Below are 23,634 nucleotides of genomic sequence, written 5' to 3'. Positions count from 1 at the left end.
GCCCGTCGGGTCGGCGGGCACCGCCACAGCTCACAGCGGTTACAGCGATCTACAGCGGTACAGCGATTACGGCGATACAGCGGCCGCGGCGTCACGGCGGTCAGAGTTCGAAGCGCGGCGTCGCGAGAGTGCGCGCCTCACCGCCGACCGTGGTGGTCAGGCGCACCGTGGTCATGCCCGCGGGGACCTCGTCGAACACGAACCGTCCGGTCTCGGCGGGTGCGGTCGTGCGGATCGTCTCGTCCGCCGAGCCCTCCTCGCCCTGCGCGAGCACGATCTCGGCGGCCGCCGTGTCGACCCAGCCGTCGACGCGGCGCAGGCCGCCCGCGCTCGCCGTGACGTGCAGCAGGATGCTCGTCGTGCCGTCGCTGAACTGCAACGTCAGGGCATCCGTGTCTCCGCGCACCGCGCCGAGCTGATCCTCGATGAGCGTCAGCAGCGCGTACTCCTGGCTCAGCCCGTCCGCGGCGACGGCCGCGATCATCCGATCGACGAGGGTGTCGGGCACGGGGTCGGCATCGCGCCACATCGCCCGCAGCCCGGCGAACAGGGCGTCGTCGTGGGTGCTCATGCGATCCCCTCCGCCCGCGGGGCGGTGTCGAGAAGCGAGCGCAGTTTCGCCAGACACCGCTGCCGGGTCGGGCCGATGCTCCCCACCGGCATCGCGAGATCCTGGGCGAGGCGGGCGTAGTCCGGGCGGTCCTCGAACGCGACCACCCGCAGCAGGCGCTGGCACCGTTCGGCCAGTCGACGCACGGCGTTCCAGAGTTGCCGCCGCTCATCCGCGATCGCCGCCCGCTCCTCGGCCGAGTCCTGCACCGGCAGAAGGGCGTCGAGGTCGTCGGCATCCGCCGTGTCGACGCGTCCGTGGGCCTTGCCCACGCGCCAGGCCTCGCGGCGGGCGGTCGTCGTGAGCCAGGCCGAGACAGCCTGCGCATCGGAGATCGCCGCGTGACCGCGCACCAAACGCATCCATGTGGTCTGCACCACGTCTTCGGCGAGCGTGCGCTCGAGTCCATACGCCCGGACGACATGCCACAGCACGGGCGTCATCAAGCGGACGAGCCCGTCCATCGCGCGACCGTCGCCCTCGCGCCATGCGTCGAACAGGTTCGCCGCATGCTGCCAGCGAGGGGGACCGTCGTCCGACGCAGGATCGAGCGCGGTGCCGGGAGCACCGTCGATCATGAAAGACATTGTGAGCACACCTACCAGGAGCACGGCAAGAGGTTTCTGATACATGACGTGATTGGTCGGAGTCCAGGAATCCGGAGAGCGGATGCCGTCATGCCGGGCCGATACGGTGGACGGGTGACCCTTCTCGCCGTCATCCTGTTCCTCAACGCCGCCTTCAACGCGATCGCGTGGCCGCAGTTCCTCCGCCGGGTCGCGAAGGACCCCCGTGCCAAGGACGCGAACGGCAAGGCAACGAAGTTCCTGATCGTGCACATCGTGCTGATCTCGATCGCGCTGACCCTCGCCCTGCTCTCACTGCTCGCCGGCATCGCCGCGCTCACGGGCGCGCTGTAAGTCGGGCGCCGAAGAATTCGGGCATCCGTTCGTCGAGACCCATCGATCGCGCCGAGACCCATCGTCCGCGACGTCGATAGGGGTGGGTCTCGACGGTTCCGGTGAATTTCGAGGCGCCGGCGGATGCCGAGGGCTCAGGCCTCGTAGCGGCGGGCGTGCTCGGCCCACCGCGCCTCGACCGGCAGGGCGCGCAGTGCGCGGTTGCCGATCGCCAGCGCGACCGCGACCGCGCAGAGCGCCGCGCACACCAGGATCGTGTTCTGGCGGCCGATCCAGGCGAGCCCGAATCCGGCGATCAGCGGTCCGAGCGGCATCGCCCCCATGCCCAGCACCCCGGCGGCGCTGTTCGCGCGCCCGAGCAGGCGGCTCGGGGTCGCGACCATGAAGTAGCCCATCATCCCGGCGTTGAGGGCGGGCACGAGCAGCACCGCCGCGCCGAGCACGGCGATGATCGCCCACGGTTCGACCATCCATGACAGCGCGACGGTGGCGACCGCGACCACCGAGAGGGCGGTGATGGTCAGGATGCCGGCGCCGATGCGAGGAACCAGCAGCGGGGCGATCACGGCTCCGACCAGCATCACGGCCCCGACGCCGGCGCTCAGGGCGCCGATCAGCAGTTCGGAGTGCCCGGCCTGCTGCAGCGCGTAGATGGTCGTGGTGATCGCGGCGTTGAAACCGAGGTTCACGATCGTGGTGATGGCGAGAACTCCGCCGAGATCCGGGCGGGAGAACAACCAGCGGAACGCCTCGCCCATTTCACGGACTCCGCTGCGAAAACCCGGACCGCCCGCGGCATCCGCGGCGTGTCCGAGTGCGACGTGCCGAGCATCCGTCCGTTCGTCTCCGTTTTCGCGCGTCGTGCGCGAGCCGCCCCGCAGGAGCATCCACGCGGTGCCCGCGGCGATCAGATGGCAGAGCGTCATGACGAGGCCGACCAGCCACCCTCCGACGCCGAGCAGCACACCGCCGAGCGGTCCGCCCGCGAGCTGCAGCGCGGCATCCCGCCCCTGGTTGGCGGCCTGCGCGCGACCCATGGCGTCGTCGGGGACGATCGCTTTCAGCGCGCTCTCGCCGGCCACGTCGAAGAGTCCGCTGCGTGCCGCGAGCAGCAGGTTGATCGCGCACAGTGCGGTGAAGGTGAGCGCCTCGCTCGCCGCGAGCAGGGTGAACGCCGTGGCGAGCGCGATACCGAGCAGTGAGCCGACGAGCATCAGCACGACGCGGCGGTGGCGATCGGCGAGCACCCCGCCGACCAGGGTCGTGAGCAGGCGGGCGACGAGTCCGGCCCCGGCGATGATGCCGGCCTGTGCGGGGTCGTCGGTGACGATGAGGGCGAGAAGCGGGATCGCGAAGCCCGACAGTGCGGCGGCGAGACCCTTGCTCGTGTCGCTCACCAGCCACGTGAGATAGCGGGTGTTCCGCCATAGGCGGTGCGGGGCGGTCATGGTGGTCATGGCTCGATGGTAGATCCGCAAGAACAATTGCGCAACTACTATTGCGCAAATTCGGGTGCGGATAGACTCGGCGCATGGCTGACGACGAGACCGCGGCGGATGCCGAGTGGATGACCTCGGCGATGCTCAAGGCGTTCGCGAACCCGCTGCGCCGCCGCATCCTGCGCCTGTTCTCGCGCCATGAGCACCTGCGCGCCGCCGACATCGCCGCCGAGCTCGAGGTGCCGGCCAACAGCGTCAGCTTCCACCTGCGGGCATTGGCGGATGCCGGGCTCATCGTCGAAGCGCCCGAGCACGCACGCGACCGCCGCGACCGCGTGTGGACGAGTCGCAAGGGGGCGCTCAACGTCGGCGGCCCCGAGAACCCCGTCGTCGACGAGGCTCTCGGAACCGCCGTGATCTCGGCCATCGCCGAAGAGCATCAGGACCTGTTCCGCCGCGTGATCGCTTGGACGCCCGAGTACGTCGCCGGGCGCACGGCCGAGGTGCACGCGACCTTCTCGCAGCGCACGATCCGTCTCACCGAGGCCGAGTTCGAGACGGCGATGCTCCGTGTGAACGACGTGCTCGACGAGGCGCAGAAGGCGCACGACGACGCCGACCCCGCCGGCCGCCACTGGCAGATCGACGTGATCGGCGCCGACGACACGATCTGACCGAAGTTGTGCGGGGTGGGACCCTTCGACAGGCTCAGGGACCCAGTGCGTGTGCGGGGCTACTGGGTTGCTGAGCCTGTCGAAGCATCCCCCATGCGGGAGGCCCGGCGCTACGGCTTCGCGCGGCGGAAGGCGAGGAACGAGATCGCCGTGAGCACCGCGACCGCGACCAGGCCCCAGAGCGCGAGACCCAGGGCGCCGAGGTCGAGGATGCCGGTCCACACCTGCTCCCACAGCTCGAGGCGCGTGGCGAGGAAGGCCAGGCCGATCAGCACGAGCGACAGCCCCACGCTCACGATCGTGAGCACCGTCGGTCCCCAGCTCTTGTAGATCGTCGCGCCGGTGAAGCCGAGCACGAAGAGGAACAGCGCCAGCGTGAAGTACACGGTGAACGCGCCGAGCGGTCCCGCCTCCCACAGCCAGGGCAGGTAGAACACGTAGCCGTTGACGCCGTAGCCGTTGGTCAGGGTCTCGATCGCCCCGCCGAGCAGGAAGATGATGCCGAGGAACGCGCTGCCGAGGATCGCGGTGATGATCGTGCCCGTGAAGAACTCCCGACGCGTGACGCTCATCGCCTGCGAGAACGGGAACGTGAGGGTCATTGCCGAGAGGCCGATCGCGAAGAAGTACCAGAGCGGCGCCTGCCCGCCCCCGCCGTACTTGGGGGTGTCGACCGGGATCATCGCGTAGATGAGCACCGAGATCACGACGGCGGATCCGAGGATGATCAGCGGCACCCAGACGAAGGTCTGCCGGTTGATGAGCTGCAGGCGGACGACGTTGAGCGTGCGTCGCATCAGAGTGCCCCTTCCTTCACGGCCGAGGGGTTCTCGGCCTTCTGGGTGAGTCGGACGATCAACTGCTGGAGAGAGACGGGCGCGAGGTCGAGCCCGAGTCCGGAGACCTCGGCGCGCTCGGCGGGAGAGAGTGCGCCGAGCACGGTGACGGATGCCACGCGCCCGAGCGACTCGCGGTGGAGGACTTCCCGGTCGCCGACCCAGGAGTCGACGGCGGTGGCGTCGCCGACGACGGTCACGGCACGGTCGCGCACGGCATCCGTGTCGTCGTTGAGGAGGATGCGCCCCTGGTCGATCACGATGACCTTCTCGATGAGGTTCGACACCTCGTCGATCAGGTGCGACGACAGGATGATGGTGCGCGGGTGTTCGGCGTAGTCCTCGATGAGGCGGTCGTAGAAGATCTGCCGGGCGACGGCGTCGAGCCCCAGGTAGGGCTCGTCGAAGAACGTCAGCTCGGCGCGCGAGGCGAGCCCGATGATGACTCCGACCGCCGAGAGCTGGCCGCGCGAGAGCTTTTTGATCGTCTGCTTCATGGGCAGCTGGAACTCGGCGATGAGTTCGTCGGCGAGGGCCTGGTCCCAGTTCGGGAAGAACAGGCGGGCGGCCGTGAAGGCGTGCCGCGGGTACGCGTCGTCGGGGTACTTCTGGCTCTCGCGCACGAAGCAGATGCGACTGAGCACGCGGGAGTTCTCGTACGGGTGCTCGCCGAACACCCGCACCGAGCCCGAGGTCTCGAAGTTCTGGGCGGTGAGGATCGACATGAGCGTCGTCTTGCCGGCGCCGTTGCGACCGAGGAGGCCGTAGATGTGGCCGCCCTCGAGCGTGAGCGACACGTCGTCGAGCGCCCGGGTGTCCTTGTAGCGCTTGGTGAGGTTCTGCACCTCGATGACGGTGGTCATGCGGTGGTCTTCCCTTCTCGTGCGGTGGGGGTTCGTGCCGCGCGCTCGGCGAGCAGCGCGGCGAGGTCGTCGGCGTCGAGACCCAGGGTGCGGGCCTCGGTGATCAGCGGGTCGATGTACCGGTCGGCGAAGGCGGCGCGGCGCTCGCCGAGGAGGCGCTCGCGGGCGCCGTCGGCGACGAACATGCCGATCCCTCGGCGCTTGTAGATGACGCCCTTGTCGGTGAGCATCGCGACTCCTTTCGCTGCGGTGGCGGGGTTGATGCGGTAGAACGCGGCGAGCTCATTGGTCGAGGGCGCCTGGGCCTCCTCGGCCAGCGAACCGTCGACGATCGAGTCCTCGATCTGCTCGGCGATCTGGAGGAAGAGGGGCTTGCCTTCTTCGATCACGCGTCCTCCACGGGTTAGGGGGTTACTTACATGACTAACTAACCCCTTAACCGGGAGTGTTGTCAACCCCTCGGTCGCGTAGATTCGTAAGGACCCCCGACGAACCCCACGCGAAGGACACCCCATGGCACGGCTTCAGGACGGGTGGGGCGACGAGCGCCTCACCGCACGCGACAAGGGAATCCCCGAGCGAGCGATCGGGCTGACCGTCGACGAGTTCCTCGCGACCGGGCCCCGGCTGTCGGAGTTCTGGACGCCGATCATCGCGCTCGACGACGCCGCGATGCGCCACAACCTCTCGGTGATGGCCGACTGGACCTCCGCCCGGGGCCTGCAGCTCATGCCCCACGGCAAGACGACCATGGCCCCCGCGCTCTGGCAGCGTCAGCTCGACATCGGATGCCCCGGCATCACCCTCGCGACCATGGGCCAGGTGCGCACCGCCCGCACTTTCGGCCTCGACAGCGTCATGCTCGCGAACGCCGTCGTCGACGCGCGCTCGCTGCGGTGGCTCGCGGGCGAGCTCGCCGACCCCGACTTCCGCTTCGTGAGCTGGGCCGACTCCCTCGAGACCGTCGACGCGATGGAGCGCACCCTGCGTGAGACGGGTGTGCCGCGCCGGGTCGACGTCTGCGTCGAACTGGGAGCCGAGGGCGGGCGCACCGGCGCCCGGAGCGTCGAGGCGGCGATCGAGATCGGGCGTCGGATCGCGGCATCCGATGTGCTCCGTCTCGCCGGCGTCGGCGGCTACGAGGGTGCCCTCGGGCACGACCGATCGGATGCCGCGCTCGCCGCCGTTCGCGCCTACCTGGCCGACCAGCTCGTCGTGCACGAGGCCCTCGGCGACCTCTACGACGAGGGCGATGTCTTCGTCACAGCGGGCGGCAGTGCGTATTTCGACCTGGTCGCCGAGGTCTACGCGCCCGCGATCGCCCGCGACTCCCGCACGCGGTTCACGCTGCGTTCGGGCGCGTACATCGTGCACGACGACGGCTTCTACCGCGGCATCTCGCCTCTCGACGAGACGTTCCCCGGCACGGAGGCGGGCGGGGCGTTCCGCCCGGCGATGCGCGGCTACGCGCGGGTCGTCTCGCACCCCGAGTCCGCGCTCGCCCTGCTCGACGGCGGCAAGCGCGACTTCCCCTTCGACGAGGGGCTGCCCGTCGTGCACGGGGTCGCCGGAGATCTCGGCGAGGCGCTCGCGCCGCTCGCCGGGGCATCCGTCACCGCGATGAACGACCAGCACACGTTCCTGCGCGGCGCGGACGTCGCGATCGGCGACGTCGTCGCCCTCGGCCTCTCGCACCCGTGCACCGCGTTCGACAAGTGGCACTTCCTGCCCGTCGTCGAGTCGGCCGAGTCGGATCGCGTCGTGGAGCTCGTGCGCACGTTCTTCTGAGGGCTCTCTCGTGGGGGCCCTTCGACAAGCTCAGGGACCCAGCTCCTGAACCCTGGGTCGCTGAGCCTGTCGAAGCGTCCCGGACCCCGGCTCCTGAGCGAGGAGCCCTTCGTCTCGCTTCGCTCGCTCAGGAACCGCGCAGTCACGAGACGAAGGGCCCCGCGTACAGTGAACAGGTGCCGGAGTTCCCTTACAGCCGCCTGCGTCGCTGGCCCGATGTCGAGGCCGAGAACCTGCAGGCGCACGACGCGACCGACCTGCTCCTCACCGAGCGTGCGCTCGCGCTCGCCGCGGAGCGCGGTGTCGCGGGCCCGGACATCGCGGTCATCGGCGACGAGTACGGGGCGATCACGCTCGCCTTGACGGATGCCGGGCTGCGCGGCATCCGCGTGCACCAGGACCTGGCGACCGGTCGCCGTGCGCTCGACCGCAACGCCGCCGACCTCGGGATCGACGGCTTCGTCGCGCACGAACTCGACAGGTCGCTGCTCGACGGCGCGCGACTCGTGCTGCTGCAGTTGCCGAAGGCGCTCGCCGAGCTCGAGGAGATCGCGGATGCCGTGGCCCGCTGGGCCGCCCCCGATGCGGTGCTCGTCGCCGGCGGGCGCGTGAAGCACATGACCATCGCGCAGAACGAGGTGCTCGGGCGCAGCTTCGGCACCGTGCAGGCGCAGCGCGCCGAGCGGAAGTCGCGACTCATCATCGCGTCGGAGCCGAAGGAAGTGCCGGTCGCGCCGCCTTTCCTGGTGACGGCCACGCATGACGGGTTGACGCTCGTCGCGCACGGCGGGGCGTTCGCCGGGGCGAAGCTCGACATCGGGACGCGGGTGCTGCTCGATGTGCTGCGGGGTGGGGCCCTTCGTCTCGCTTCGCTCGCTCAGGAACCGGAGGTTTCTCGGTCCCTGAGCGAGGAGCGCAGCGCCGAGACGAAGGGCGCTGAGGAACCGACGAAGGGCGCTCAGGTCCTCGACCTGGGCTGCGGCACCGGAGCCCTCGCCGTCTCGTACGCCCTGGCGCACCCGGATGCCCGCGTGATCGCGACCGACCGCTCGGCCGCAGCCGTCGCCTCCGCCCGTGCGACCGTCGTCGCGAACGGCGTCGCCGACCGGGTCACGGTGACCCACGACGATGCGGCCTCCGAGGTGCCGACGGCATCCGTCGACGTCGTGCTGCTCAACCCGCCGTTCCACCTCGGGGCGAGCGTGCACACGGGTGCGGCGACGCGTCTGTTCGAGGCATCCGCTCGTGTGCTCCGACCCGGCGGAGAGCTCTTCACGGTGTTCAACTCGTCACTCGGATACCGGGCCGAGCTGACCCGCCTGGTCGGCCCGACCGAGCAGCTGCGCCGCACGCCGAAGTTCACGGTGACGCGCAGCATCCGTCGCCCGCGCTGAGGGGTCAAAACACGCCGCGATCGGATGCCGCCGCGCGGCGTGTCTCGACCCCTCAGGGGGCACGAGAAACGCTTGCGGCACGCCCGCTCGAGATTCGCTAGATGCCCGAGCAATTCCCCGGTCAGCACGCGATTCTATGAGTATGCCGATAGACCGGATTTGCCCCTGACCGGCCATTTCGTTACGTTGGTCTGTGGGCCTGACGGCCCGAAGACCAGTCCGCGACCACGTCCTTCTTTCGATGTGCTGTGCTGCGAAGAGGCGTGGACGTACGGTCGTTGCTCTATCGCGGTGGATCCGAAATCCGCCGTCCGTGCCGCCACAGCAGACATGTCGAACGGCCTCGAGAGCATCACCCGGGCGTAACCGAAGCAGGCTCAGCCACCCGAAGGCGAGTCGCAGGGGAAACGTGTCCGAAACCGTTCTAGAAGCGCGCAATCTTTTCAAGGTGTTCGGGAAGAATCCGAACCAGGCCGTCCGCCGGCTGAAGGCGGGCGAGAGCCGAACGCAGGTCGCCGAGGCGGGAACCGCCGCCGTCATCGACGCCAGCTTCACCGTCAACCGCGGTGAGATCTTCGTCATCATGGGGCTCTCCGGCTCCGGCAAGTCCACCATCATCCGCATGCTCAACGGGCTGCACCCCGCCACCGACGGATCCGTCACGGTGAACGGCGATCCGATCACCGGCATCCCGGCGTCGCGTCTGCGCGAGATCCGCCGCGACCGCGTGTCGATGGTCTTCCAGCACTTCGCCCTGCTGCCGCACCGCACGGTCGCCGCGAACGTCGCCTACCCGCTCGAGCTCAAGGGCGTCGCCAAGGCCGAGCGCCTCGCGAAGGCCGAGGAGATCCTGTCGCTCGTGGGCCTCGAGGGCCAGGGCGAGAAGCTGCCCTCCGAGCTCTCGGGCGGCATGCAGCAGCGCGTCGGCATCGCCCGCGCGCTCGCCGCCGACAGCGACATCCTGCTGATGGACGAGGCGTTCAGCGCCCTCGACCCGCTCATCCGCCGCGAGATGCAGGAGCAGCTGCTCGAACTGCAGCAGAAGCTGCACAAGACGATCGTGTTCATCACGCACGACCTCAACGAGGCGATGTTCCTCGGCGACCGGATCGCGGTCATGCGCGACGGCCGCATCGTGCAGATCGGTACGCCGGAAGACATCCTCACCGACCCGGCCAACGACTACGTCGAGCAGTTCGTACAGGACGTCGACCGTGCCCGCGTGCTCACCGCCGGCAATGTGATGGAGCGTCCGCGCCCCGTCGTCGCCGAGGGAGCCGGCCCGCGCACCGCGCTGCGCCAGATGCGCGACGCCTACATGTCGGCGACCTACGTCGTCGGCCGCGACCGCCAGCTCGTCGGCATCGTGACCGACCGGGATGCCGTCAAGCTCGTGCGCAAGGGCACCTCGACCCTGCACGACATCATCAAGCCCGTGCCGCAGAGCGTGAGCGAGGACGAGGTCCTCATGAATCTGTTCGTGCCCGCGGTCGAGTCGCCGCTGCCCCTCGCGGTGACGGATGCCGCCGGCCGACTCGCCGGTGTCATCCCGCGCGTGACCCTGCTCGCGGCCCTCGGCCCCGGCCCCGGTGCGACGGGCGAGCTCACGCTTCCCCTGCTGCCGATGCCGCAGGCCGAGATCGACGCCGTGCTCGACGACGGTTGGACGGCGGACCCTTCGACAGGCTCAGGGACCCAGGTCTACGGGGACGCCCCCACGAGTGAGGAGGTGCGCTGATGGACTTCCGCATTCCCCTCGGTACGTGGGTCGCTGCCGGTGTCGACTGGATCAAGGACAACCTCGACGGTTTCCTCGGTGCGATCTCGTTCGTCGTCTCGTTCCTCGTCGACGGTCTGACGCGCGCGCTGCTCAGCCCGCACTTCATCGTCATCATCGTGATCGCCGCGCTCATCGCGTGGCTGGTGCGTTCGTGGCAGCTCGCGATCGGCACGGTCGTGTCGTTCGGTCTGATCGTCGCGATGAACCTCTGGGTGCCCGCGATGCAGACGCTCGCGCTGGTGCTCGTCGCCGCCGTGATCGCCGTCGTCATCGCGATCCCGCTCGGCATCTGGTCGGCCCGCAACGCCACCGTGCGTGCGATCCTCAAGCCGGTGCTCGACTTCATGCAGACGATGCCCGCCTTCGTCTACCTGATCCCCGCGATCGTGTTCTTCAGCATCGGCGTCGTGCCGGGCCTCGTCGCGACCGTGATCTTCGCACTGCCTCCGGGTGTGCGACTGACCGAGCTCGGCATCCGCGGTGTCGACTCCGAGACCGTCGAGGCCGGGCAGGCCTTCGGCGCCAAGCCGGGGCAGATCCTGCGCGGCATCCAGCTGCCGCTCGCGATGCCGACCATCCTCGCCGGCGTCAACCAGGTCATCATGCTCGCCCTGTCGATGGCGGTCATCGCCGGTATGGCGGGCGCCGACGGCCTCGGAAAGCTCGTCGTCGAAGCGATCTCGACCATCAACATCGCCAAGGGCGTCGAGGCCGGCCTGGGCGTCGTGCTCATCGCCGTCTTCCTCGACCGCGTGACCGCGGCGCTGGGCACGCTGGGGGAGAACCCGTCGTCGCTGCTCGGCATGCTCGCGCGTCGCAAGGCGAAGCAGCGGGGTGCCACGGCATCCGCTTCGTCGTCCGGTTCGACGGACGCGACGGATGCCGCCGACGAGGCCGAGCGCCACGTGGCCTCCCCGCACCGCGCCCCGGTGACCACCGCCTGACGTCTTCCCTTCCGAAGCACCACTGCAGTACCCGCAACACAGCACACATCCATACGTGACGAGAGAGATACACATGAAGAAGAAGCTCCTGACCATCGCGGCGATCGGCGCCGCAGCATCCCTGACCCTCGCCGGTTGCAGCGGCGACGGCATGGGCGGCACCGGAGGCGGCTCCGACAGCGGCAACGCCGGCTCGGGCGACAAGGGCACGATCACGCTCGGATTCCTGCCGTCGTGGACCGACGGTCTGAGCACCGCGTACCTGCTGCAGGACCAGCTCGAGAAGATCGGCTACACGGTTGAGATGAAGACGCTCACCGAGGCCGGCCCGCTGTACACCGGCCTCGCGCAGGGCGACGTCGACATCTACCCGTCGGCCTGGCCCGAGCTCACCCACAAGTCCTACATGGACACCTACGGCGACGACATCGAAGACCTCGGCGCGTACTACGACAACGCCAAGCTCACGATCGCGGTTCCGGAGTACTCCGAGCTGAACTCGATCGAGGACCTCGTCGGCAAGGGCGCAGAGCTCGACGGCAAGATCTACGGCATCGAGCCGGGTGCCGGTCTCACCGCGCAGACCCAGTCGATGCTGCCCGAGTACGGCCTCGACAGCGAGTACGAGCTCGTCACCTCGTCGACCGCCGCGATGCTCACCGAGCTGAAGTCGGCGACCGACAAGCAGGAGGACATCGTCGTGACGCTGTGGCGTCCGTTCTGGGCCAACGACGCCTTCCCCGTCAAGGACCTCGAAGACCCGAAGGGTGCCATGGGCGACCCCGAGGCCCTGCACTTCCTGGGAACGAAGGGCTTCGCCGAGGAGTTCCCCGAGGCCGCGGAGCTGATCGAGCAGATCAAGCTCGACGACGCCCAGTACGGTTCGCTCGAGGACCTCGTCGTGAACGAGTACGGCGAGGGCAAGGAAGCCGAAGCGGTCGACGCGTGGCTCGAGGAGCACGGCGCGGACTTCGACTGGGTCGTCAGCTGATCTGACGCTCTGTCTCGCCCCGCGCTGCAACGCGATGGGCGGATTTCTCGCCGATGGGCGGAGGATTCTTCTCGAATCCTCCGCCCATCGGTGTTTTCTCCGCCGGAACGATGATGCCTCGGGTCACCGCACCTTGCGGCGGTAGGCGAGCATCGCGAAGGCGTACGCGACGATCAGGATGCCGACGCACCAGGCGAGGGCGACCCAGATCTCGGACCCCACGGGCTCGCCGGCGAACAGCGCCTGGATCGTGTTCACGATCGACGTGACCGGCTGGTTCTCGGCGAACCAGCGCACGGGCCCGGGCATCGTGTCGGTCGGCACGAAGGCCGAGCTGATGAACGGCAGGAAGATCAGCGGGTACGAGAACGCGCTCGCCCCGTCGACCGTCTTGGCGCTGAGCCCGGCGATGATCGCCAGCCAGGTGAGCGCCAGGGTGAACAGCAGCAGGATGCCGATGACCGCGAACCATGCCCCGACGCCGGCCCCGGTGCGGAAACCCATCAGGAACCCGACGCCGAAGATGATCGCCAGGGTGATGCCGTTCGCGACGAGCGAGGTGAGCACGTGCGCCCACAGCACGCTCGATCGGGCGATCGGCATGGAATGGAAGCGCTCGAAGATGCCGCTCTGCAGGTCGGTGAACAGACGGAACGCCGTGTAGGCGATGCCCGACGCGATCGCGATGAGCAGGATGCCGGGGAGCAGATAGTTCACGTAATTCTCCTGGCCGGTGCTCTGACGCAGAGCCCCGCCGAAGACGTACACGAACAGGAGCATCAGGGCGATCGGGGTGACCGCCGTGGTGATGATGGTGTCGGCGCTGCGGAAGATGTGCCGCATCGACCGGCCGGTGAGGGTCGCCGTGTCGGCGACGAAGTGCGTGCTCATGAGCGGTCCTCCTTCGTGGATGCTTCGGGGTGGGACGCTTCGACAGGCTCAGCGACCCAGTCCTTGTGTGTCGGAGGGCCGACCAGCGAGAGGAAGATCTCCTCGAGCGTCGGCTGCTTCTCGACGTACTCGACCTTCGCGGGAGGCAGCAGTGCCTTCAGCTCGGCGAGCGTGCCGTTCGCGATGATGCGGCCCTCGTGCAGGATCGCGATGCGATCGGCGAGATGCTCGGCCTCGTCGAGGTACTGGGTGGTGAGCAGCACGGTGGTGCCGGTGTGCGCGAGGTCCTTCACGACCTGCCACACCTCGAGCCGGGCCTCGGGGTCGAGACCCGTGGTGGGCTCGTCGAGGTAGATGACTGCGGGGTCGCCGATGAGGCTCATCGCGATGTCGAGCCGGCGGCGCATGCCGCCGGAGTAGGTGCCGACCTTCCGGCCACCGGCATCCGTCAACCGGAAGCGGGCGAGCAGATCGTCGGCGATCCGTCCCGCGCCGGGCAGATGTCGCAGCTTCGCGACGAGCACGAGGTTCTCGCGCCCCGTGAGGATCTCGTCGACGGCGGCGAACTGGCCGGTCAGGCTGATCGTCTCGCGCACCTTCAGCGGGTCGCTCGCGACGTCGTGTCCGCGCACGGTCGCCGTGCCGGCATCCGCCGTCAGCAGCGTCGAGAGGATGCGCACCATGGTGGTCTTGCCGGCGCCGTTCGAGCCGAGCAGGGCGAAGATGCTGCCCGCCTCGACCTCGAAGTCGACGCCCTTCAGCACGTGGAGGTCCTTATAGGACTTCTCGATGCCGGTGACGGTGATCGCTGCGGTCATGACTCCTTCTCCTCGTCCCTCGCTTCGTCGACGGCCTTCACCAGGCGCGCCCGCTCCTTGTCGATCCACTGCTCTCCGCCGTAGGACTCGGCGTAGGTCTCGGCGAACTCGACGGGGTCGTCGCCCACGATCGCCGAGATCGGGGTGCCGTCGATCGCGGCGCGCTCCCACAGGTCGGCGAGGCCCAGGAAGATCTGCACCAGGGTGTCGCCGTCGGTGATGCCGCCGTAGTACATCGAGTAGCGGTGCTGGGCGTTCGCCACCGAGCGGTAGGGCTCGGGGAGGGCGTCGATCCGCTTCTTGGCGTCGCGGTACTGCCTCTTCTGCTCGAGCGATCCGGTGAGCGCTTCGATCCACTTCGCAGCCATGTCAGTTCTCCTCGTTCGTGGTGTGGGTGTTCTTCGTGTCGTTCGGGACGTCCGTGTCGGGCGCGATCGCGGGGTTAAGGCCGTCGATCCGTCGGGCGAGCAGGTTCCAGGTCTTCCAGAACTCCGCCAGCTCGTGGGTGCCCTGCGCGTTGAGCGTGTACACCTTGCGCGGCGGCCCCTTCTCGCTGGGCACCTTCTCGACGTCGACGAGCCCGCGCTGCTCGATCCGCACCAGCAGTGCATACACGGTGCCCTCGGCGGTGTCGGTGAAGCCGTGCTCGCGCAGGCGTGCGGTGATGTCGTATCCGTAAGCCGGCTGCTCGGCGAGGAGCGCCAGCACGATGCCCTCCAGGGTGCCCTTGAGCATCTCGGTCATCTGCTTGCCCATCGGGTTCGCCTCCCTCTCATCGTCGGTACTCAGTGATGCTGGGTACCGGTACAAAGTAACACTAGGTACCGGTACTTAGCAACACCGAATACCGAACGCATCGTCAGACACCGGAGCCGGCACCGGCGCCGTCGCCAACGACACGTTCGCCGCGGCCATCGACCCATACGGCGAGCCCGTCGCCGGTAGCGATTCGGCGGTCCCGCTAGCCCATCGTCGAAAGGCCCCGGGTGGGGGTCAGCGGGGCAGGATCGCCGAGATCTGCCCGCGAACGCCCTCGACGATCTGCGTGACGTCGACCTCGGCATCGCTGGACGCCATGGTGAGGAACATGATCGACGAGACCACCCGCGCCAGGGCCGAGGCCTCGGCGGCGGGGATGCTTGCGAGGCGGGAGAGGGTCTCGGCGAGAGCCTGCTCGGTCTCCCCGACGATGGCGAGTGCCGCGGCGTGATGCGGTTCGGTCGGGTCGCCGAAGACCATCTCGCGCAGGTAGGTGCGCCCGTTCTCGACCTGCACCCGATTGCACTCGATGATGGGCGTCGCCAGCGCCATCATGCCGTCGAGGGGCGTGCGGGCATCGGCGGATGCCGCGCGGCCGCGCTCGAGCGCGTCGGCGTAGTGCGAGTTCTGCACGAGCAACAGGAGCTCGCCCTTGGTCTTGGCGTACAGGAACAGGGTGCCGGTGCCGATGTCCGCCGCATCGGCGATCTGCTGCGTCGTCACCTCGTCGACGCCGCGCTCGGAGAAGAGCTCGGCGGCCGCGGCCACGATGCGCTCGAGCTTCTGCTGCTTGTTCCGTTCGCGTCTTCCGACGGGTGCGCTCTCTGCGGGCACGAGACTCCCCTCGGAATAGATTCTGACCAGGCTCAGTTATGAGTTTAGTCGCGATCGTGCGGGCCACGAGCGACAGGAATCATTGTTCCACGAGCCGAAAGAAGTCCTGATGACCTCCCTCACCCACGCCGTCGTCCTCGTCACCGGAGCGAACGGAGGCATCGGAACGCATCTCGTCGAGCAGGCACTCGCCCGGGGCGCCGCGAAGGTCTATGCGACCGCCCGCCAGCCCCGCGAGTGGGCGGACCCGCGCGTCGTTCCGCTCACTCTCGACGTCACGGACCCGGCGTCGATCGCGGCCGTCGTCGCCGCGGCATCCGACGTCACCGTGCTCGTGAACAACGCCGGTGCCTCGACGCCCACCCCCGGCATCCTCACCCACACCGACGAGGAGATCCGCCACAACGTCGAGACGAACTTCCTCGGACCGCTGTTCCTCGCTCGGGCCTTCGCCCCGCTGCTCTCGGCCCACGGCGGGGAGACCGCCATCATCGATATCCACTCGGCCCTGTCGTGGTACGCCGTCGCCGGCATCTACTCGGCGACGAAGGCGGCCCTCTGGTCGGCCACCAACTCGCTGCGGCTCGAGCTGCAGCCCGCCGGGGTGCAGGTCGTCGGCGTGCACGTCGGCTACGTCGACACCGCGATGGCGGCGCACGCCACCAGCCCGAAGCTCGACCCCGCCGACCTCGTCACCCAGATCTTCGACACGCTCGAGGCCGGCGGGTACGAGGTTCTCGCCGACCAGACCTCGGTGCAGGCCAAGGCCGGACTCTCGGCTCCGCTCGAGGTGGTCTACCCGCAGCTCGCGCAGGGCTGAGCCTTCCGCGGCAAAGAGGGCGCCACCGAGCGGTGGCGCCCTCTTTCGCGTGCCGAAGGCCGTCAGGCGGCGAGGAACCTCGCGGCCACCGGGGCGAACTTCTCCCAGTACTGGAAGATGCCGCCGTGCCCGGAGTTCGGATAGATGATCAGCTCCGACCCCGCGATGCGCCGGTGCAGATCCTCGGAGAGGATCGACGGCACCATGCGGTCGTTGTCGCCGTTGGCGATGAGCGTCGGTTGCGTGATCACCGACAGGTCCGACGGGGCGGAGCGGCCGAAGCGCTGGATCGCTGTGAGCTGCGTGCTGAACGCCTTGTTTCCGATGGGCGCATCCCGGTCGATCGCGCGTTCCTTGAGACGCTCGACGAACGCCTTGCCCGCCCGCTTGCCGACCGCGTCGCGGTTGAAGAAGAGGAACTCCTTGGGGTCGGATCTGGTGAGGACCGACCGGAAGATGTCCCAGTACGTCACACCCACGACCTTGGCCATGTCTTTTCCGCCCCGCGGTCCCGTGCCGGTGAGCACGAGCTTGCGCACGAGTTCGGGATGCGCGACGACCAGGTCCTGGGCGATCATTCCGCCCATCGAGAACCCGAAGACGTCGATGGTGTCGTAGCCGAGCCGGCGGATGAACGCATACGCATCGTCTGCGGCTTCCTCGAGCGTGGGCGGCACGGTGCCGCCTGACGCGCCGACGCCCTGCTGGTCGAACGTGATGACGTGCCGAGTCTTGGCGATGGCGTCGACGATGCGCGGATCCCAGTTGTCGAGGGTCGCGGCGAGATGCGCGAAGAAGACGACCGGTACATCTTCCGTGGGGCCCAGCTCGCGGTACGCGAACTTCTTGCCGCCGACCGTGATCGATCTGGTCGGAGCCTGCGCGTAGGAGGTGATGGGTGGGGTGTCTTCACTCATGATCGAGTTCCTCTTCGTCCGTTCTGGATGGTGCGAGGGCGGGTCAGGCGACCGCACCCGCACCCGTGACGACGACCTTGCCGCGCAGGCCGCCGCGCGTGAGCGCGGCCAGGGCCTGCGGGGTCTCGTCGAATGGGAACGTCGCGCCCACGACGGGGCGGATGCTGCCGCTGTCGACGAGCGCGGCGATCTCTCGCAGCTGCGAGCCGTCGGCCCTCATCCACAGGAACTCGTAGCCGACGCCGAGCTTCTTCGCCCGCGCCCGGATCTTGCGGCTCAGCGCCGCGATCGCGAGGCGGAGGAGGGGGTTGAGTCCCGCCGCGCGAGCGAAGGCGGGGTCGGGAGGCCCCGCGATCCCGATCGCCTTTCCGCCGGGGCGCAGGACGCGCAGCGACTTCTCGAGGTTCTCACCGCCGAGGCTGTCGAGTACGAGGTCGTAACCCGAGAGTTCTTTCTCGAAGTCCTGGGTACGGTAGTCGATCACCACGTCGGCCCCGAGTCCGCGCACGAAGTCCGCGTTCTTCACGGATGCCGTGGTGGCCACGTGCGCGCCGAGATGCTTCGCGAGCTGGATCGCGATCGAGCCGACTCCGCCGGCGCCGGCGTGGATGAGCACCTTCTGACCGGCCTGCACGTTCGCCCTCTCGACGAGTGCCTGCCATGCCGTCAGCGCCACGAGCGGCAGTGATGCGGCCTCGACGATGCTGATCGACGTGGGTGCGGGGGCGAGGTCGGCCTGGTCGATCGCGATGCGCTCGGCGAACGTTCCGATCCGCTGGTCGCGGGGACGGGCGAACACGCGGTCGCCCACGGCGAATCCCGTGACCTCCGACCCGACGCGCAGCACGGTGCCGGCGACGTCGTGACCGAGGACGAGGGGCAGCGGGGAGGGCAGGATCGCCTTGAACTCGCCCGCGCGGATCTTCTCGTCCAACTGGTTGACGCCGGCCGCCTCGACGCGCACGAGCACGTCGCGCACGCCGAGTTCGGGCTCGGGCGCTGCGACTTCGTGCAGCGGCTGTGAGTAGGTGTCGAACGCGAACGCGCGCATGTAGCGTCTCCCAAGGTCGAGTTAACTCAATTATGAGTCAACTCAGTTTTCTTGTCAACGCAGAGGCATCCGAGATCGCTCGGATGCCGCGAGTCAGACGGCCGTGAAGTGCAGGAGCAGCGCGTTACCGGGGTTCAGCACCGGCAGGGGGAGGCCCTGCGCGAGCACCGCGCCCGTGACGGTGAGGTCGGATGCCGCGAGCCACGCCGGGTCGGCGACCTGGTGGCGGTGCGCTCCGCCGATCTCGTCGCGCACCCGCACGCGGTACGTCGCCGCGGGGTCGAGACCCGGGATCGGTACGCGCGGAGACTGCGCGGTCGCGCTGGTCTCGGTGCGCACCCACGCGAACACGGCCTCCTCGCGGTCGGCGCTCACGACGCCGTGCAGCAGGCTGCCGGGGTCGACGTCGTCGCCGCGCACCGTGACGCCCGAGTGCAGCAGTCCCCGCAGCTCGCGGTACAGGGCGGTCCAGGCGGCGATCGCGGCGCGGTCGTCGTCGGATGCCGTCGTGAGATCCCACTCGAGGCCGGCGTGGCCGAACAGGGCGGTCGCGGCGCGGAACGCGAACGACGCGTGCCGACCGGTGGTGTGGGAGACCGTCGGGCCGACGTGCGCGCCGATCAGCTCGGGCGGCAGCAGCGTCTGCGTGCCGCGCTGGATGCTCTGGCGCTCGATCGGGTCGTTGCAGTCCGACGCCCAGACACGGTCGGTGCGGGCGAGGGTGCCGAGGTCGGTGCGGCCTCCGCCCGAGGCGCACGATTCGATCTCGAGACGCGGATGCCGGCGACGGATCTCGTCGAGCACGCGGTACACCCCGAGCGTGTGGGCGTGCACGCGGCGGCGGCCGCGCGCGTCGAGCGAGGCGTGCAGGTCGCGATTGTGGTCCCACTTGACGAAGTCCACGCGGGCGCGCGTGATCACGTCATCGAGCCGCTCGACGATGTAGTCGACGACGTCGTCGCGCGAGAAGTCGAGCACGAACTGGTGGCGCGAGGCGAGCAGCGGGTTCTCGCCGAGCAGCCAGTCCGGATGCTGTCGCGCCAGGTCGGAGTCGGGGTTCACCATCTCGGGCTCGAACCACAGGCCGAACTCGAGGCCGAGGTCGTGCACGCGCGCCGAGAGCGGTGCGAGCCCCTCGGGCCACACGTCGTCGTCGATGAACCAGTCGCCGAGGCCCGCATGGTCGTCGCGGCGTCCGCGGAACCAGCCGTCGTCGAGCACGAACCGCTCCACGCCCAGCTCGGCGGCGGTCGTCGCGAGCGCGGTGAGGGTGTCGAGGTCGTGGTCGAAGTACACGGCCTCCCACGTGTTGAGCAGCAGCGGCCGCGGCGTCTTCGGGTGGCTCGGGCGCGACCGGATCGACGCGTGGAACCGGGCGGTCACGCCGTCGATCCCCTCGTCGCTCCAGGTCGAGAGCAGCTCGGGCGAGCCGTACGTCTCGCCGGGCTGCAGACGCACCTCGCCCGCATCGACGAGTTCGCCGCCGCCGAGCACCGAGCGGTGGGCTCCGGCGCCCTCGGGCAGACGCTCGACCAGCATCTCCTGGTTGCCGCCCCACGCGAGATGGGCGGCCCAGACCTCGCCCGAGCGGAAGCGGAAGCCCGCGGTGCCGGTCAGTGTCAGGAACGAGGAGTCGTGGCCGGGGCGTCCGCGACGCGACGATCGCAGCCAGGTGCCGTCGTGGATCGCCGCGCGCTGCGACACCTTCTCGTTCGTCCAGCGGCCCGTGAAATCGACGACCTCGGCGGCGCGGGCGGGCAGCGGCAGCAGCGAGCGCACGGCGGCGACGTCGACCGGATGCTCGGCGCCGATGTTCTCGAGGACCACGGAGGAGTGCAGCACACCGGCCTCGTCGAGCGCGAACGTGAACGTCGCCTCGACGGTGGCGCGGGCATCCACCAGCACGAAGCTCGCGCTCGCGGCATCCGTCTGCACCGTCCGCGTCCGCGCGAACCCGTCGATCACGGCATCCGCCGCGGTCGCCTCGATCGCCGGGGTGCCCGACCATCCGTGCGCGCGGCCGGGCGCGATCGAGAACGAGCGGGCCACGTCGAGGGAGCTGTTCATCACGGCCGGGGTGGCGGTCGCGAGGAGGCCGGGGATGTCGGCATCCGTCAGCGGCGCACCCCAGTGCGCGATGGTCGGGGCGCCGAACGGGTCGGTCGTGACGACGAGGCTCACGCCTCCGTTACGCAGGTGCGTGGCTTCCGGAACGGCGCTGTCCGGAACGGGGTTACTTGACGACATGAATTAATCATAGCCAGACCGGAGCGAGGAGTTGTCGGCAAGGATGGGAACATGACCACTGCACTCGACGAACTCCTGGCCGCCGTCATCGAGAGCGGCCACCTCGACGAACCGGTCGCCGAGGACGGCATCGTGCACGGCCGCGCCCACCTCGAGGCCGCCGGCACCGACGTCACCGTCAACATCGACCCCGAGATCGAAGACGGCGATGCGGATGCCGAGGCCGACGTCGAGGAGCTGGTCGCGGGAGTCGAGCGCATCCTGTCGATCACCGAGAAGCGCTGGCGCGCGATCGTCGACGAGGCGGCGTCCGACATCGAGGAGGCCGTCGGCGAGTCCGAGGTCAGCGAGCGCATCGACCTGCGCGACGACATGGAGGCCGCGTCGGTCGTCGTCTTCGCGGATGCCGTGCTCGTGTCGTTCGACGCCCCGCGGCAGTTCCCCGACTCGCGCATCCTCGTGCAGCTCGACGAGGAACTCGAGGTCGACGGCGTCGAGGTCGCCGAAGACGACGGCGTCGAGACGATCTCCTTCGCCTCGGGCGACGCGCTGCTCGACCACATCAGCCGCGACGACGCCTGAGGTTCTTGCCGCGGGACGCTTCGACAGGCTCAGCGACCCGGTTTCTTCCGGATCACGGGGTCCCTGAGCCTGTCGAAGGGCCACCCCGCGCGACCGCTCAGCTGTAGATGCGCGCCGCGCCGACCTGCGCCTCGAGCAGCGGCAGCGTGCGTGAGCGCTCCGGCTTCGGGCGGATGCCGAGCACCGTCGCGATCTCGAGCGCGAGGGCGGCGTGCCCGGCCGCGTTCGGGTGGAACGGGTCGCCCATCAGGCCCCACGGGATGCCGCCGGCGCCGAGCTCGATGAGCCGGGCGTACTGATCCACGAGGATGACGTCTTCGCCCGCGGCGACCTGCCGCACGGCATCCGCGAATTCGGCGACACGGGCGCGCTCCGGAGCGTTGGCGACGTCGATCGGCGGCGGGGTCTGCAGCACCGCGATCGCGCCGAGCGCCCGCACCCGTGCGACGAACTCGCGCAGCGAGGCGGCGTACTCCTCGGGTGAGATGACCGGCTGCGGTCCACCGGTCGAGAGGTCGTTCGTGCCGATCATCAGCGTCACGACATCGGGCCGCCACGACGACACCCGGCGCTCGAAGTCTCCGAGGATGTCGACGATCCGATGCCCGCTGATCGCCGAGTTCACGACGATGTCGCGCACCCGCTCGAGCTCACCGCGAACGAGTTCGTGCAGGTGCTCGGCGTAGCTGCGGCCGCCCTGCGTGAAGACGAGGCCGTGGGTGATCGAGTCTCCGGTGATCACCCAGGTCAGCGGGTCGCCGCCCGCGAGCAGGTCGGTGAGGCGGGCGAGATCGGATGCAGCGGTGGGGGCGGTGGTGTCGGACACGCCTCCGACCCTATCCACAGCATCCGACGTCGTGCATGCGGCCACGCAACGGGAGGAGATCTCACGCTCCGCAGGATCGAAAGAGCGGATGCCTCCTGCGGAAGCCGAGTTCTCCTCCCGGGGCGCGCGGCGCCGCGCTCAGAGCCAGCGCTTGTACTTGAAGATCCCGAAGAGGCCGATCGCGAACGCCGCCATCGCGCCGAGGGCGAGCGGGTAGCCGAACGCCCAGTGCAGCTCGGGCATGATCTCGAAGTTCATGCCGTAGACGGTGCCGACGAGCGTGGGGGCGAAGATGATCGCCGCCCACGAGGAGATCTTCTTGATCTCGTCGTTCTGCGCGATGCTCGTGTCGGTCTGACGACGGGCGACGAGAGCGGAGTGCACGCGCAGCGCGTTCTCGAGGATCGCGCGGAACGAGTCGACCCGCTCGTTCACGCGGATCGTGTGGTCGAGCACGTCGCGCAGCGACCGCTGCAGCTCCTCGTCGATGCGGTACTTGTCGGACCCTCGGCGCAGCCACTCGAGCATGCCGGTGAGCGGGTGCACCGCCCGCTGGAAGTTGATGACCTCGCGCGAGAGCTCGTAGATGCGCCGGGAGAGCGCGTCGTCGTCGCTGTCGCCGAAGAGCTGGTCCTCGATCTCGTCGATGTCGTTCTCGAGCCCCGCGACGATCGGCTCGTACTCGTCGACGACCTCGTCGAGGATCGCGTAGAGCACGGCTTCGGGTCCCATTGCGAGCAGCTCGGGGTGCGCCTCCATCCGCCGCCGCACGGCCGCGAGGTTCGGCGACTCGGCGTGGCGGATCGTCACCACGAAGTCGGGGCCGACGAACAGGTGCAGCTCGCCGAACTCGACGGACTCCTGCTCGTCGCGGTAGCGCGCCGGCCGCAGCACCGCGAAGAGCGTGTCGCCGTAGCGCTCGACCTTGGAGCGCTGGTGGCCCGAGAGCGCGTCTTCGACGGCGAGCGGATGCAGATCGAACTCGCGCGCGACCGAGGCGACCTCTTCGGGGCTCGGTCGGTAGAGACCGATCCACGCGATGCCACCGACGGAGTCGAGGATGCGGTAGGTCTCGTCGAGGTTCTGGGGGGTCTCCACGCGACGTCCGTGGACGTACACGCCGTTGTCGATCAGGGCCATAGGAGTGCTTCTTCTCTCGCAGGCGCGCACCGACCGGGGTCGGGCGCGCGGAATCGTCAGGATGCGGAGGACGCCACCCGGGACTGCGGAGATCGACGTGCGAACGCGGAGCGGATGCTCAACGCGCGAGCGCAGGGAGTCGCGACGCAGCGAGGGCGGCGTCGTTACTATCGTCGGACATCGCCATCACCGCCTTTCGGGACTCATCGGGTCACTCGACCCAAGGGGAGAGCATACTCCTCGGTTCTGGCAGGTTTCTGCGTGCTGGGACCCTTCGACAGGCTCAGGGAGCCAGTTCAGCGCAGGGGCGCTGCGGGTCTCGGAACCGGGTTGCTGAGCCTGTCGAAGCATCCCGCCCGCGCGCTCGGGAGGAGTTCTCGCGCAACGGAGGAGCGTGTGCGGCATCCGCTCCTGTGCTGCGGGAGAACTCCTGCGTTGTGCGCGGGGGAGGGGCGACGTCTCGGGCGGAGAACTCGGCGTTGGGCGGAGGAATCGGGTGGATGCTTCCGC

25 protein-coding genes are annotated in these 23,634 nt (G+C 69.1%); 9 read left to right on the top strand and 16 right to left on the bottom strand.

Annotated features, from left to right (window positions below; genetic code table 11):
* Positions 1-100: 100 nt before the first annotated feature.
* Entirely contained in the window at positions 101-571 is a 471-nt protein-coding gene (locus WFJ97_RS09525; RefSeq protein WP_336641312.1) for a hypothetical protein, read from the bottom strand.
* Positions 568-1,188, bottom strand: a complete 621-nt coding sequence (locus tag WFJ97_RS09520; protein WP_336641311.1) for an RNA polymerase sigma factor — start codon at positions 1,186-1,188, stop codon at positions 568-570. The genes WFJ97_RS09525 and WFJ97_RS09520 overlap by 4 nt, the downstream gene beginning before the upstream one ends.
* Before the next feature lie 123 nt (positions 1,189-1,311).
* Between WFJ97_RS09520 and WFJ97_RS09515 the strand changes: the two genes are divergently transcribed.
* Positions 1,312-1,530, top strand: a complete 219-nt coding sequence (locus tag WFJ97_RS09515) for an SCO4848 family membrane protein (RefSeq protein WP_247623906.1) — start codon at positions 1,312-1,314, stop codon at positions 1,528-1,530.
* A gap of 134 nt (positions 1,531-1,664) precedes the next feature.
* Here the strand turns inward: WFJ97_RS09515 and WFJ97_RS09510 are convergent, their stop codons facing one another.
* Entirely contained in the window at positions 1,665-2,987 is a 1,323-nt protein-coding gene (locus tag WFJ97_RS09510; RefSeq protein WP_336641310.1) for an MFS transporter, read from the bottom strand.
* A gap of 74 nt (positions 2,988-3,061) precedes the next feature.
* On the opposite strand from WFJ97_RS09510, the gene WFJ97_RS09505 reads away from it, so the two are divergent.
* Positions 3,062-3,643, top strand: coding sequence for an ArsR/SmtB family transcription factor (locus tag WFJ97_RS09505; protein WP_336641309.1), 582 nt, complete (start codon positions 3,062-3,064; stop codon positions 3,641-3,643).
* Between the two features lie 110 nt (positions 3,644-3,753).
* Here WFJ97_RS09505 and WFJ97_RS09500 read toward each other — a convergent pair whose 3' ends face one another.
* The 3 genes from WFJ97_RS09500 to WFJ97_RS09490 are packed head-to-tail and all read right to left on the bottom strand — an operon-like array spanning position 3,754 to position 5,731.
* The gene (locus WFJ97_RS09500; RefSeq protein ID WP_336641308.1) at positions 3,754-4,440 is read right to left on the bottom strand and encodes a hypothetical protein; all 687 of its coding nucleotides are present in this window, start codon (positions 4,438-4,440) and stop codon (positions 3,754-3,756) included.
* Positions 4,440-5,342, bottom strand: a complete 903-nt coding sequence (locus tag WFJ97_RS09495; RefSeq protein ID WP_336641307.1) for an ABC transporter ATP-binding protein — start codon at positions 5,340-5,342, stop codon at positions 4,440-4,442. Before WFJ97_RS09495 ends, WFJ97_RS09500 begins: the two co-directional genes overlap by 1 nt.
* A complete protein-coding gene (locus WFJ97_RS09490) occupies positions 5,339-5,731 on the bottom strand; it encodes a GntR family transcriptional regulator (protein ID WP_247633299.1) in 393 nt (130 codons plus the stop codon). Before WFJ97_RS09490 ends, WFJ97_RS09495 begins: the two co-directional genes overlap by 4 nt.
* Positions 5,732-5,855: 124 nt before the next feature.
* Here WFJ97_RS09490 and WFJ97_RS09485 point away from each other — a divergent pair, with 124 nt between their 5' ends.
* The 5 genes from WFJ97_RS09485 (at position 5,856) to WFJ97_RS09465 (ending at position 12,239) form a co-directional block, all read left to right on the top strand.
* Positions 5,856-7,130, top strand: a complete 1,275-nt coding sequence (locus WFJ97_RS09485) for a hypothetical protein (RefSeq protein WP_336641306.1) — start codon at positions 5,856-5,858, stop codon at positions 7,128-7,130.
* A 176-nt stretch (positions 7,131-7,306) separates the two neighbouring features.
* Positions 7,307-8,524 carry a class I SAM-dependent methyltransferase gene (locus tag WFJ97_RS09480; protein WP_336641305.1) on the top strand — a complete coding sequence of 406 codons (1,218 nt, stop codon included), beginning with the start codon at positions 7,307-7,309 and terminating at the stop codon, positions 8,522-8,524.
* Positions 8,525-8,933: 409 nt separating this feature from the next.
* Positions 8,934-10,262, top strand: coding sequence for a quaternary amine ABC transporter ATP-binding protein (locus WFJ97_RS09475; protein WP_336641304.1), 1,329 nt, complete (start codon positions 8,934-8,936; stop codon positions 10,260-10,262).
* Positions 10,259-11,248 (top strand): ABC transporter permease, encoded by a 990-nt coding sequence (locus tag WFJ97_RS09470; RefSeq protein ID WP_247624741.1) that lies wholly within the window; start codon positions 10,259-10,261, stop codon positions 11,246-11,248. Before WFJ97_RS09475 ends, WFJ97_RS09470 begins: the two co-directional genes overlap by 4 nt.
* Positions 11,249-11,321: 73 nt before the next feature.
* On the top strand, positions 11,322-12,239 hold the full coding sequence (locus tag WFJ97_RS09465) for a glycine betaine ABC transporter substrate-binding protein (protein WP_336641303.1): 918 nt from the start codon (positions 11,322-11,324) through the stop codon (positions 12,237-12,239).
* Between the two features lie 123 nt (positions 12,240-12,362).
* Here the strand turns inward: WFJ97_RS09465 and WFJ97_RS09460 are convergent, their stop codons facing one another.
* The 5 genes from WFJ97_RS09460 to WFJ97_RS09440 all read right to left on the bottom strand — a co-directional run bounded on the left by WFJ97_RS09460 (position 12,363) and on the right by WFJ97_RS09440 (position 15,541).
* On the bottom strand, positions 12,363-13,130 hold the full coding sequence (locus WFJ97_RS09460) for an ABC transporter permease (RefSeq protein WP_336641302.1): 768 nt from the start codon (positions 13,128-13,130) through the stop codon (positions 12,363-12,365).
* Positions 13,127-13,948, bottom strand: coding sequence for an ABC transporter ATP-binding protein (locus WFJ97_RS09455; protein WP_336641301.1), 822 nt, complete (start codon positions 13,946-13,948; stop codon positions 13,127-13,129). Before WFJ97_RS09455 ends, WFJ97_RS09460 begins: the two co-directional genes overlap by 4 nt.
* Positions 13,945-14,316, bottom strand: a complete 372-nt coding sequence (locus WFJ97_RS09450; RefSeq protein ID WP_336641300.1) for a DUF1048 domain-containing protein — start codon at positions 14,314-14,316, stop codon at positions 13,945-13,947. Before WFJ97_RS09450 ends, WFJ97_RS09455 begins: the two co-directional genes overlap by 4 nt.
* 1 nt (position 14,317) lies before the next feature.
* Entirely contained in the window at positions 14,318-14,704 is a 387-nt protein-coding gene (locus WFJ97_RS09445; RefSeq protein WP_336641299.1) for a PadR family transcriptional regulator, read from the bottom strand.
* Between the two features lie 237 nt (positions 14,705-14,941).
* Positions 14,942-15,541 (bottom strand): TetR/AcrR family transcriptional regulator, encoded by a 600-nt coding sequence (locus tag WFJ97_RS09440; RefSeq protein ID WP_336641298.1) that lies wholly within the window; start codon positions 15,539-15,541, stop codon positions 14,942-14,944.
* 109 nt (positions 15,542-15,650) lie between these two features.
* On the opposite strand from WFJ97_RS09440, the gene WFJ97_RS09435 reads away from it, so the two are divergent.
* Positions 15,651-16,361 (top strand): SDR family oxidoreductase, encoded by a 711-nt coding sequence (locus WFJ97_RS09435; protein WP_247623886.1) that lies wholly within the window; start codon positions 15,651-15,653, stop codon positions 16,359-16,361.
* A gap of 62 nt (positions 16,362-16,423) precedes the next feature.
* Here WFJ97_RS09435 and WFJ97_RS09430 read toward each other — a convergent pair whose 3' ends face one another.
* From WFJ97_RS09430 to WFJ97_RS09420, 3 genes are all read right to left on the bottom strand, one after another.
* A complete protein-coding gene (locus tag WFJ97_RS09430) occupies positions 16,424-17,278 on the bottom strand; it encodes an alpha/beta fold hydrolase (protein WP_336641297.1) in 855 nt (284 codons plus the stop codon).
* Between the two features lie 43 nt (positions 17,279-17,321).
* The gene (locus WFJ97_RS09425; RefSeq protein WP_336641296.1) at positions 17,322-18,329 is read right to left on the bottom strand and encodes an NADP-dependent oxidoreductase; all 1,008 of its coding nucleotides are present in this window, start codon (positions 18,327-18,329) and stop codon (positions 17,322-17,324) included.
* A gap of 93 nt (positions 18,330-18,422) precedes the next feature.
* The gene (locus WFJ97_RS09420; protein ID WP_336641295.1) at positions 18,423-20,576 is read right to left on the bottom strand and encodes an alpha-galactosidase; all 2,154 of its coding nucleotides are present in this window, start codon (positions 20,574-20,576) and stop codon (positions 18,423-18,425) included.
* A 51-nt stretch (positions 20,577-20,627) separates the two neighbouring features.
* Between WFJ97_RS09420 and WFJ97_RS09415 the strand changes: the two genes are divergently transcribed.
* Complete coding sequence (locus WFJ97_RS09415; protein ID WP_336641294.1) at positions 20,628-21,158, top strand: cytochrome C5; 531 nt, start codon at positions 20,628-20,630, stop codon at positions 21,156-21,158.
* A gap of 97 nt (positions 21,159-21,255) precedes the next feature.
* Here the strand turns inward: WFJ97_RS09415 and WFJ97_RS09410 are convergent, their stop codons facing one another.
* Positions 21,256-21,984, bottom strand: coding sequence for an SGNH/GDSL hydrolase family protein (locus tag WFJ97_RS09410; RefSeq protein ID WP_336641293.1), 729 nt, complete (start codon positions 21,982-21,984; stop codon positions 21,256-21,258).
* Between the two features lie 138 nt (positions 21,985-22,122).
* The gene (gene corA, locus WFJ97_RS09405; protein ID WP_336641292.1) at positions 22,123-23,124 is read right to left on the bottom strand and encodes a magnesium/cobalt transporter CorA; all 1,002 of its coding nucleotides are present in this window, start codon (positions 23,122-23,124) and stop codon (positions 22,123-22,125) included.
* Between the last annotated feature and the right edge of the window lie 510 nt (positions 23,125-23,634).

Source organism: Microbacterium sp. USHLN272 (assembly GCF_037149655.1).
Taxonomy (GTDB): Bacteria; Actinomycetota; Actinomycetes; order Actinomycetales; family Microbacteriaceae; genus Microbacterium; species Microbacterium galbinum.
This window is presented reverse-complemented; position numbering and strand designations above follow the sequence as displayed.

Coding starts and splice junctions, on each gene's coding strand:
- WFJ97_RS09525 (WP_336641312.1), bottom strand. CDS start 571: ATGAGCACCCACGACGACGCCCTGTTCGCCGGGCTGCGGGCGATGTGG.
- WFJ97_RS09520 (WP_336641311.1), bottom strand. CDS start 1,188: ATGATCGACGGTGCTCCCGGCACCGCGCTCGATCCTGCGTCGGACGAC.
- WFJ97_RS09510 (WP_336641310.1), bottom strand. CDS start 2,987: ATGACCACCATGACCGCCCCGCACCGCCTATGGCGGAACACCCGCTAT.
- WFJ97_RS09505 (WP_336641309.1), top strand. CDS start 3,062: ATGGCTGACGACGAGACCGCGGCGGATGCCGAGTGGATGACCTCGGCG.
- WFJ97_RS09500 (WP_336641308.1), bottom strand. CDS start 4,440: ATGCGACGCACGCTCAACGTCGTCCGCCTGCAGCTCATCAACCGGCAG.
- WFJ97_RS09495 (WP_336641307.1), bottom strand. CDS start 5,342: ATGACCACCGTCATCGAGGTGCAGAACCTCACCAAGCGCTACAAGGAC.
- WFJ97_RS09485 (WP_336641306.1), top strand. CDS start 5,856: ATGGCACGGCTTCAGGACGGGTGGGGCGACGAGCGCCTCACCGCACGC.
- WFJ97_RS09465 (WP_336641303.1), top strand. CDS start 11,322: ATGAAGAAGAAGCTCCTGACCATCGCGGCGATCGGCGCCGCAGCATCC.
- WFJ97_RS09460 (WP_336641302.1), bottom strand. CDS start 13,130: ATGAGCACGCACTTCGTCGCCGACACGGCGACCCTCACCGGCCGGTCG.
- WFJ97_RS09455 (WP_336641301.1), bottom strand. CDS start 13,948: ATGACCGCAGCGATCACCGTCACCGGCATCGAGAAGTCCTATAAGGAC.
- WFJ97_RS09450 (WP_336641300.1), bottom strand. CDS start 14,316: ATGGCTGCGAAGTGGATCGAAGCGCTCACCGGATCGCTCGAGCAGAAG.
- WFJ97_RS09445 (WP_336641299.1), bottom strand. CDS start 14,704: ATGGGCAAGCAGATGACCGAGATGCTCAAGGGCACCCTGGAGGGCATC.
- WFJ97_RS09435 (WP_247623886.1), top strand. CDS start 15,651: ATGACCTCCCTCACCCACGCCGTCGTCCTCGTCACCGGAGCGAACGGA.
- WFJ97_RS09430 (WP_336641297.1), bottom strand. CDS start 17,278: ATGAGTGAAGACACCCCACCCATCACCTCCTACGCGCAGGCTCCGACC.
- WFJ97_RS09425 (WP_336641296.1), bottom strand. CDS start 18,329: ATGCGCGCGTTCGCGTTCGACACCTACTCACAGCCGCTGCACGAAGTC.
- WFJ97_RS09420 (WP_336641295.1), bottom strand. CDS start 20,576: ATGTCGTCAAGTAACCCCGTTCCGGACAGCGCCGTTCCGGAAGCCACG.
- WFJ97_RS09415 (WP_336641294.1), top strand. CDS start 20,628: ATGACCACTGCACTCGACGAACTCCTGGCCGCCGTCATCGAGAGCGGC.
- corA (WP_336641292.1), bottom strand. CDS start 23,124: ATGGCCCTGATCGACAACGGCGTGTACGTCCACGGACGTCGCGTGGAG.